Annotated in this window: 2 protein-coding genes; both read left to right on the top strand. The window is 25.7% G+C overall.

The window, feature by feature from the left end; genetic code table 11:
* Positions 1-936: apolipoprotein N-acyltransferase (gene lnt / locus GQX97_RS12125; RefSeq protein ID WP_157152196.1), on the top strand; the 936-nt coding region annotated here is incomplete at its 5' end.
* A 12-nt stretch (positions 937-948) separates the two neighbouring features.
* A partial coding sequence (locus GQX97_RS12120; protein ID WP_157152195.1) for a response regulator occupies positions 949-1,626 on the top strand: 678 nt, incomplete at its 3' end.

Below are 1,626 nucleotides of genomic sequence, written 5' to 3'. Positions count from 1 at the left end.
AATACAATAAAAAATACTCAAACTCATCATTTGCTTGGTACAACAATTRTAGAAGAAAATACAAATGAAAATGCATATAACCCTTATAAATATTATAATGGAATAGAGTTTATAAATGAGCAAGGAAATATTATTGAYAGCTACAAAAAAATAAAACTTGTTCCAGGAGGAGAAGCTTATCCTTTTCAAAATAATAAGTTTCTTCTTAATACTTTCCCATTTAAAAATATTATAGCTCTTATATACGAACAATTTGATAAAGCAGGAGCAAGCAGATGGGAGATAGGCGATAAAATATCAGTATTTGAACACCCAAATGGTTATAAGTTCTCTGGTATAATATGCTATGAAAGTGCTTTTGGAGATTTTGTAAGACAGTTTGCATATGACGGAGCTCAAACTATAGCCGTTATAACTGAAGATGCTTGGTCTTACAGCGATAACTCTTTGCTTCAGCATTTTTATATGTCTGTATTTAGRGCAATAGAAAACAGAAGAGACATAGTACATAATGGAAACTCTGGTGTAACTGGACATATATCAAGCAGCGGTAAGGTGATATCTACTCTTCCTTTCTGGAAACCTGATTATATGATTGCTAATGTAGCTTTGAATGATAAGATTACAATATACACTAGATTTGGCGAATGGTTTGTAGTATTATGCTTTATTGGAATAGTTGCTTTATTTATAATAAAATTAAGCAATACAATTAAAAATATTTATATAAAAATAAAAGATAAAGTATATACAAAAATAAAAAAGACTAAAACAAAAACTGATAAAAAAGATTTCAAACATACAGACAATGAAAAACATATTTATGATATAAAGAAAAAAGAAGAAAACAATCAAAGCATATTCGACCAAAGTACCTCAGAAATATTTAATACTTTAAATGAAATTATAGAGGAAGATGAAAAAAATAATAAATAATTTTGGTGTATTATGGGATTATTTATCAATATATTAATAGCAGAAGATTCTAAGGAAGTATCTGATAATATAAAAAAAATACTTTTGAAAAATCCTGCTGTAAAAATAGTAAATATTGTAAATAATGGTATAGATGCATACAAAACTATAATAAATAAAAAAATAGATTTTGCATTCGTAGAATTTAACCTGCCAATGATGAGTGCTTCTGAACTCCTTAAGCAATTAAAAAAAGAGAGCATTAATACCAAAGTAATAGTATTAWCAACTACAGATAAAAATGATGATTTGAATACTAGAATACTTAATTTGGGAGCATTTAAGATTATAAAYAAGAATGCTAAAATAGAATATATAGAAAATGAAATATCAAGTATTATAATAAATAAAAATATTAAAAAAGAAGAAAATATAAAAGAAATAAAAATAGATGAAAGTATAAAAAATAATTTATTTAGAAATACTACAATACAAAAAAACACAATAAACACTTTTCCGCACAATATAAGCAGAGTAAGTGATGTAATAAAAAAAATAAACTATTCTGATTTTAAAAATCCAAAACTTATAGCAATAGGAATATCCACAGGAGGYCCTAAAGCATTAAGGAGTTTAATTCCATCTATACCAAAAAACTTCCCAATTCCAATACTAATAGCACAGCATATACCAAAAGATTTTTCATCTTCT

It is taken from the genome of Brachyspira sp. SAP_772 (genome assembly GCF_009755885.1).
Classification (GTDB): Bacteria; Spirochaetota; Brachyspiria; order Brachyspirales; family Brachyspiraceae; genus Brachyspira.
Note: the sequence above shows the minus strand (reverse complement) of the source record. Positions and strands in the feature narration are given on the sequence as shown.